This is a genomic window from Xenorhabdus sp. SGI246, assembly GCF_040838225.1.
GTDB lineage: Bacteria > Pseudomonadota > Gammaproteobacteria > Enterobacterales > Enterobacteriaceae > Xenorhabdus > Xenorhabdus indica.
In genome coordinates, this window is the sequence record NZ_JBFPEZ010000059.1 from 1 (window position 1) to 8788 (window position 8788).

The 8788-nt window shown below is 39.5% G+C and carries 5 protein-coding genes and 1 pseudogene; all 6 read right to left on the reverse strand.

All coding sequences use genetic code 11. The features are described from left to right. Positions 1–1133: 1133 nt before the first annotated feature. Positions 1134–1922 carry an SDR family oxidoreductase gene (locus ABLA85_RS14015; RefSeq protein ID WP_367965029.1) on the reverse strand — a complete coding sequence of 263 codons (789 nt, stop codon included), beginning with the start codon at positions 1920–1922 and terminating at the stop codon, positions 1134–1136. Positions 1923–1973: 51 nt separating this feature from the next. Continuing rightward, a complete protein-coding gene (locus ABLA85_RS14020) occupies positions 1974–3164 on the reverse strand; it encodes a Bcr/CflA family efflux MFS transporter (protein WP_367965030.1) in 1191 nt (396 codons plus the stop codon). 13 nt (positions 3165–3177) lie between these two features. Further along, positions 3178–4923, reverse strand: a complete 1746-nt coding sequence (locus ABLA85_RS14025) for a thiamine pyrophosphate-binding protein (RefSeq protein WP_367965031.1) — start codon at positions 4921–4923, stop codon at positions 3178–3180. A gap of 3 nt (positions 4924–4926) precedes the next feature. Then, positions 4927–5706, reverse strand: coding sequence for a phytanoyl-CoA dioxygenase family protein (locus tag ABLA85_RS14030; RefSeq protein ID WP_228005761.1), 780 nt, complete (start codon positions 5704–5706; stop codon positions 4927–4929). 19 nt (positions 5707–5725) lie between these two features. Further along, positions 5726–7075: a 3-phosphoshikimate 1-carboxyvinyltransferase gene (gene aroA, locus ABLA85_RS14035; protein WP_367965032.1), complete on the reverse strand. Its 1350-nt coding sequence runs from the start codon at positions 7073–7075 to the stop codon at positions 5726–5728. A 1151-nt stretch (positions 7076–8226) separates the two neighbouring features. Continuing rightward, positions 8227–8788, reverse strand: a pseudogene (locus tag ABLA85_RS14040) (hypothetical protein); the annotation flags it as partial.

The window sequence follows — 8788 nt, forward strand, 5'->3', positions numbered from 1 at the left end:
TTTAATGGTGGCGATTCAAGCAGGGTTCGCAATACCGGAGATCAACCAATCCGGCGAGGCCGAAGCCTCCCCTACCTGAACCGCCATAGAAAAGGCGAACACAGGCGCACTGGTAGAAACATCCTACCAGTGGGTTGATCATTACAGGGTTGCGAATCCCCGACCATCGGATTTTGCCAATGGCAGGAATACTTTAACTGATTGTTTTACCTAACACAATAATCGAACGGCTAAGTTTAACGGTTATTCCTCCTCTCAGAGCGCATAAACTCAGGGGATAATACGGACGACTAATCAATCTTTGTTGTTTGTTCTCGTTCGTGATCGCTTCGCTATTCGTATTTCCCCTGTGATTTTCAGACTAACTTTACTCATTTCGAAACATTTTCCCTGCGTGTCGGTTAGGTTCACCATTCCGTGGTGCGTCAGATAATGTGTATACAGGGCGAGGATTTCGGTGAGTTTTTGCAGGAGTTCGCTACGTGCTCTGCACGGCGGTGATGTACTCCCCGTTCAGCGCCTGATTAGATCAGGATGAACGCCTCATTATTCGTGACGTGTGATATCTCCTTTCTTTACTGCATCGGCCTATTACAAGGCAGTGAGTGAAAAACAAACGGAATAAGTGAATTAAGGCAGAAAATGCCAATGAAAAGTTGGTGACACTGAGTAAAACAGGGTTCAAATCGTTCGTAAAACCAGACCGGACGTGCTCTGGACATTGACGCTTGGCAGCGTCACTTGGTAATCGCTCCGCTCAAACACAAGTGACGCCGCGAAGTTTTCAGAACGTTTTTCGTGCGTAAATCAAAGCGTGGGTAAAGATCATGCAAGGTAAAATGGTTAAGATGAACGTGGCAAGGTTACTGCCCTATGTGTGATAAGCCGGTGCATAAAGAAACCGGGAAACTTTCATCGTCGATACATTGGTTATTTATCCGACGATATCTGCTTCCAAAAGTGCGCAGATGTACCGCAATTTAGCTCTCCTTTTCAGGCTACAGGAGTTTTGGTTTCGCCGCTTAATGCTGATCCTTGCAGGCTATGGATCATTGATAACAATTAAATACTCTATCGATTGAATCGAACGGGGTCAAATTTTTGCTTGATGATGGGATATAGAAGGAAGCGCCTTAAAAAACACCGGAATAGGCGCCACCATCAATAAGGATATTTTGTCCCGTTATATAACTTGCATAATTACTACACAAAAAAGCACAATATGCACCAAATTCTTCGGGAGTACCAAACCGTCCAGCGGGGATTTTCTGGCTTCGTTGTATTGCTATACTTTCCGGTGAATCTCCGCATATTGACGCTTTTTGTACGAATGTTTGTCTCAGACGATGGGTATCGAAAGCGCCAGGTAGTAGATTGTTTATGGTGACATTATTATTCATCAGCGCATGAGATTTTGCCAGACCACTAATGAAAGTTGTTAGCCCCCCTCGTGCTCCGTTTGATAATCCCAGCTCACTTTGAGGTGCTTTAACTGTTCCAGAAGTAATATTGATAATACGCCCAAAACAGCGACTAACCATTTTATCCATGACAGCCTGAATCAGGCTGATTGGAGTAAGCATATTAGTGTTAATGGCCTGATACCATATTTCACGAGTCCAGTCGGAATAAATACCTGTTGGTGGGCCACCCGCATTTGTGACAAGGATATCCACCACAGGTGGTGTATTCAGCACAGTATCCTGAATTTCTAATTGTGTTATGTCACCTGATACCCATTTTACGGATATAGCAGAATTTATATTTTGAAGCTGCTGTGCCGCCACTTTCAGTTGTTCAGATCTTCGTGCATTAATAACAACATTTACACCTTCTGCCACTAGTGCAGCAGCGCAAGCAAATCCTAAACCTTCGCTGGCTGCACATATGACAGCCCAGCGACCCGCGATTCCAAGATCCATATTCTCTCCGTTAGTATGATAGTGAAGATAATATTATCAATTTTGGTTGCTCTATAAGCGCCGATTTTTTGTTTCAGATACCCTATACAGAGTAAAGGTAATGAAAACAAAACAAATCAAGGCAAGAATGAAAAGTCCCCACATTAAACCCGCTGCTGTTGTTGTATGCCCACTAGAGAAAAACCATAATACAATGGCTGCTCCGGCCATTTTTAAGGCTCCTTGTAAGGCACTGCCTGTTCCGGACAATTCTGGATGTCCATGCAAACTTATCCCAAGTAATAATGGAGAAGACAGACCACATCCTAGCCCTACCGCAAAACTATAAATAATGATAAATTTAATCGACAATATTTGAGTAAAATAAATAAAAATAAGCGCCATCGCCGTAAATAATACTAATAACGGGAGTGAAACTTTCAGAATTCTTTCCGGTGTGGAATGTGACAACCCTTTTTTTGTCAGCAGCGAACCTATTACGATCCCAGCAGAATAAACCATAAACAGATATCCATTCTGTGATGAAGATAATTCAAATTGTGTCTGGAATACGAAAGGACTGGCAGTAAAATAACCAATGGTAATAGCAAACAAAACGGCGGAGACAACACTGTATACAACAAAATTAATGTCAGATAACAGAATTCGAAAACCTGTTATTCGGCCATTATCTGTTGATTTCATAGGTAATGTTTCCGGCAACGTCATTTTTACAAAAAATGCACCTATCAGCATCATTATGGTAAGGGCTATAAAATTAAACTTCCACGGCAGATATTCTGTAATATACCCGCCAATGACAGGTGCAAAAGCAGGCGAAACTTGTGATGCCATCGAAAAAATAGCCAGAGATTTAGATAATTCCGTTTTATCCCGGAAAGTATCACTGAGTATAGCTCTGCTAATAACTGGACACCCGCCTGCACCAATACCGGTTAGAAGCCGGAATAGAGATAGTGCGTGAAATGATCCGGCAGTAGAAGTCAGATAATTACCGATAGCGGAAAATAATAAGGAAAATACAATGACAGGAATGCGTCCGTGTTTATCGGAGAGAGGTCCGTAAAAAAGTTGGGATATAGCGAAACCAACGAGATAATAAACAACAAGGCTTTGAGCCTGATTGTCAGTAATTGCGAGTGCGGTTTTTATTATAGGTAGTGCCGGATTATAAAGATCTATAGAAAATAATCCTAATATCAGTATAACGCACGAATTGATGATAATGAGTTTTGACTTCATGCCTTTTCACCTTTCATACGAGTGGGAACGCTTTTATGCGTTTGTTATATTCTTTATTTGGCGTTGTGTGTTGATTATCACATTTAATTTCGATTAAGAATGGGCTGTTCTGTTGCATAATTTCGGCAATGCATTCCTGTAATTGAACAGGCGAATTTACACACAAACAGTTTAACCCTAATCCTCTCGCCAATTGACACCAATCATAATCGGGAATTTTTGTCAGATCTGTTTTGTTATCTTTATTATTAAAATAGCTTGCAGCATAAGATGCATTATTAAAGACAATGAAAAGTATATTGCGATGGTATTTTGATGCTGTGGCTAACTCCATTCCCTGCATTAACATACAACCGTCACCTGTTATAACCATACATTTTCTATCTGGAGCAGCAAAGCTGGCTCCTATCCCTGCTGGGATACTCCAGCCCATAGGGCCAAGTGTGGTTGCTGATATATACGCTTCAGGTCTGCGAGCGATCCAATGATGACCAAAAAATGATCGGTGCGCACCGGAATCAACACTGACTATTCCATTTTCCGGAAAATGTTTCTGGAGGATATTGATATAGGATGCTGGGTGTTTTGTTGCATCGCCTGTTGCGCTAAAATCAATAGGGAAATACTTGGGAATTATACTGAGATACTGTAACCATTTCTCCCGTTTGGAGCGGCCTTGAATGAGAATATTAGGGTAATGTTCATCAAGAGCCTCCAAGAATGCACTACTGTTTGCTGTGATCCCACAAGTGATATCAAGGTATTTACCAAGATATTCGGGATTAGTATCCACCTGAATCGTTCTACCCGAAAGTTGTAAGTCTGGAGACCATAACATAGTACTCCACTGAGTGGTATCCATTCCCAATAAGATAATACCTTCCAACTCTGGATTCTTAAATGCTTCAATTGCTCTGGGACTACCTGAATAACCATAAATACCGAGCGACAGAGGATGATCTTCTGGAAATATCCCTTTACCACTTAGCGTTGTTGCCACTGGGAAATGATACTTTTCTGCAAATGCTAACAGTGTATCAGCGGTTTCAGATGTTTTACTGCGTAACCCCACGAGAATGATGCAATTATGGGTTTTACTCATGAAATTTTTAAATTCGGGTGAACGTATTTTATTGATATCGACCGGACGATTTTTCCAAGAATCAGAAATACTTGAACTAATGTCGGGGCGATTTTCATCATATTCATTTAAAATTTCCTTACTGACTCCCAGATACACAGGACCCCTTTCAATTCCTTTCATTGCCCGGAGTGATTCTCTCAGAAATCGGCTGATTGATTGACCCGCTTTAACTTCAAATGTTGCGCGAGTCACCGGAGAAAAAATGGCTTGTTGGTTAATTCCAGATTGGGTACTGTCCTGTAATACATTGTGCATTTCCATTGCTGAAGAAATTTGGCCAGCTAAGAGTAAAACAGGAAAATTATCTGTGTAGGCGGAAGTTATGCCTGTCAGAGTATTTGTAACACCAGGACCACCAATGGCTAGACATATACCAAAATTGTCGGAGACACGAGCATATCCTTCTGCCATATAAGCAGCCCCCGTTTCGCAGGCGGTGACTACAGGAACAGGAATAATATCTAATACTGAATCATTATCTTTCGGGTAACATTTCATGAATGCATTAATGAGCTTACCTGGCACCATGAAGAGATGAGAAGCACCTAACCGGCGTAGCTGCCTCAATATATAAGATGCTCCATTTTCTTTCTGTCCATAATTTGAATATGTCATGGCTCATAGCCCTATAAAGTGTATATTCTGCGTTTTCATTATTTTTAATGAATCCTCATGAAATGAGTCTGGATATCGGACATTGGGCATATCTGCAAAATAAGGTTTTGGGCTTTTGGGGAGATAATCTGAAACATGCATATTATGTTGAGCACGATCCCGAAGATACTGTAGGTATGGCTCGTTATGTTGTTCTGAAGCAGAGACTGTCCATTGTAAGGCTAATTTGGTGTTGTCAGGTGCCTTATCAGGATAAGTGCTTCTGTGAGTTATTCTGTTATCCCAGAGAATAAGATCGCCTGCTTTGCTCATGATAACTTTTTCGTAGGCTTGTGGAGTATTCAACATACTTTTCACAGTGGCTTGATCTAGACGATGAGAAAAGGGGATTAGTGTTATTCCCCCTCCATGATCAGGCTCATTATCCTGCAAATAGATAGCACATTGCATAAATTGTAAGTGTGTATCAGGATTTATTACCTCATCAGGTAAAAAATAGGCATCATTGTGCCAAGGGATATAAACACTTTCCCGAATCGTAAAATTAGGGAATAAAGAAAAAGTTCTGCCAAAAATCTCCTTGATCGCCGTAACTGCTTTATCATTCAAAATAGCATGAAATATTTCAGTGTTTTTTAATATGTCTGATGGAAGAAGAGTTGAAAGATTATTTATCTCAGCGGTTTTTTTATAAAAATTCCTGATGGTTTTAATCTCTTCTTTGCCTATTATTTCAGGTATTACAACATAACCCTGTTCGTGCATTTTTTTGGTGATATTCATATTGATATCCTCAATGAAATTAATAAGCTGACTCAGATTGGGAAATCATTTCTTTGAATGTAATACCAAGTTGTTCGAACTCTTTAAAAAAAGAAGGAAATGAACAATGGACATCTTCATAACCATCAATGTAATTAGTCTGTTGACAACGTAATGACGCTACAAATAAAGACATAAAAATACGATGATCCCCCCAACTAGAAAGTCTACAATTTCCAGAATAGGATGATGCGCCATGAATTTCGAAACCGTCATAAACATCATTTATAATCAAGGGTTGAATGTTAACACCTAATTTTAGTAACTCATTTACCATTGCTTTTATTCTTGGTGATTTATGAAGACGGGTTATAGATCCCCCGGTAACTCTGAAACAGCCATTGACATAGATTCCTATTGAAGCTAGCGTAGGTACAATATTAGGGCAATTACTGACATTAAATTCATAGTTTCCAGTTAGTAGGCCTTTTCTATTAATCAACCTAATTTCGTTTTTTTGATCATTTCTTATGACTTCTACTCCCATTTCTTCAACAAATGTCAGAATAGCCTGCTCACCTTGCAAGCTCTTACTATTGATATTTTTAAGTATCAGGTCACATGGAAATAAAGTTGCCACCGCAACCAAGTAAGAACACGAAGTGTAATCGCCTGTTATTGTATATTCAGCAGGACTATATTCGTCAGGAAATACCGTAATTTTGGAGAAATTTTCATTATGCTTAAATTTAATGCCGGCTATTGCAAGAACTTCTAATGTCTGTCGAATATAGGATAATGATAGGATTTCCCCTTTGATTTTTATAGTAGTACTTTTTTTAGCAAGGGGTGCTGCGAAAAGGATTGCTGTAATAAATTGGGAACTAATGTTTCCTTCGATTTCGCATTCGCCACCAATATACCCTCCCCAATTGATGAAAGGGGCTTTTCCGTTCATATGAACACTGGTAATGTTTCCACCCAATTCAATAAGTGAATTCAGTAAAGGCTCCATCACACGAGTTCTGAGAGTAGCATCACCCGATATCACAGCGGGAGTATCACTGTGGCAAGTAAGGGCGGTTATTACACGGAAGACTAGCCCCGAACCGAGAGCATCAATGACTTTTTTTTCAGGACTGATTTTACCACCAGTTCCATAAATAATTAATCTTCGCGGCTCCTCAATAATTCTGGCTCCAATATTGCGACATGCTTCCTTCATTGTACTGGTTTCCAGACAACGTAAATCATTATTAATAATTGACTTACCATCAGCCAAGCTGGCAGCCAGAATAGCTCGTTGAGTTTCCGGCTTCGATGAGGGTATATAAGCGGAATGAAGAATATAATTAGATGGATTAACAGCCAAGTATTTTAATGGCAACATAACTTTACTTTCCCTTTCATAATAACAATATTGCAGATAAATGAAATATCACGATTTTTTGGTAACTAAGTGTTTATAAAACAAAATATGAAATGCATTCTTATGTAATTAAATAATATTTTTATTAAACTTTAATCTGTTTTTAATTCTATAAGATAGCGTTAAAATGTGATCTCCTTATTTTCATTCATCATGTCAATATGAATTATTCTACTTTACAGATATTAAACGGATTGTATACATTTTTAAAATTTAATTAATTCAAATTACTTAATCTATTTGTTAGTTTATAATCAAAGGTTATAAAAAATAAAAAATAAAAATGTAAAACATTAATTACATAATTCACGTAATAACTATAATTTCAAAAATACTTGCACTTACATGATAAATTCATTCATGAAAGTACCTGAGTAGTCATCTTAAGGATTTCTTCTCTCAGGAGAGACTCATTTCTAAAAATTGTGATTCTAAAAGTCATTGGTATATTGAGTGATTTATTGAATTAACTGATAATATGGCGGTAAGTTTGATGTATACCACCGCACAAATTGTGGCTTATATATGGGAACGCTAGCAGATTGTTTTCACTATGGTAGGAATAGCGAAATAACTTTATTACCATGGTTTCAGTTACAAGAAATTGATGAAGATTCCTCATGTTAGAAGGAATGTACACGGCTTGTAGTGCTAAACTGATTGCTTGCCAGAAAGGGATTCTCGATTAATAAGATGCTAATTATTTTGGCCTATGTAGGATGGCACTGACGCGCTGCGCTTGTCTTCTCCGTGTTCCCGGGCTAATACATTAACCTGGGAACACGGAGAGCTGAACAGGGCGAGAGCGTGAACGTTTTATGAACACAATTGGAGCGAAAATAACTCTCAATTGTATTAAATTTAAAGCAACCCAACACATCCTGTCATCAAAATAGTTTGGATATTGTTCGTGTTGTTTTTAATTTAAGCACTCACGCTCTCGCCCTGGAGAGCTGAAAAAACACCAGCCAGAAAAGATTTTTCTTCCTCACCCATTCCTCATTTTTCTCCTCACTTTTTGTTTTCCTCACTGCAAAAACAGGTGAGGAATTGAGATTTATTTATCCTTAAAAATCAATATCTTTTTTGCTCCTCACTTTTTTACTCATTTTTTAATTTTCATTATTCTGGTTAACTATGGTGAGTTCCTGCCCGTTGCGGGTAATCAGTCCGTCTTGCTCTAACTTGGTTAACCAACGGCTGAAATTCTTCACATTCACGCCCATCGCTTTTAAATCATCACGGACAAGGGCAATGCTACAAGGCTCTTTCAGGGCGGTACGTGACCGAATACACTGCCATAATGCTGTATGGTTATCGGTTTTATTGGAGACATGCCCGATGTTCTCCTCCTCAACCGGATCACGCGCTCGGTCAACCAGAACCAGTGACGTAATATCCTCACCGTCTTTATCGGTAAAGAGTTCAACCACACGCATGTCATAGGCTTTGGTTTCCGGCTCTTCGGCATCTTTCATTTTGGTGCAGGTCATAACCAGCGCACCGCCTTTTTTCCCTTCCCGGTTGATCCGGTATTCAACATCCAGCGCGGCACGAAAGGCACTGGAACCCCTTGCACCTTTGCTTTCATCCTTACCGGAATGGTGAACCACCAGAATACTTGCCCCTGTTTTGGCTTTCAGTTCGTCACAGCCCCGGACGAACGCGCCCATA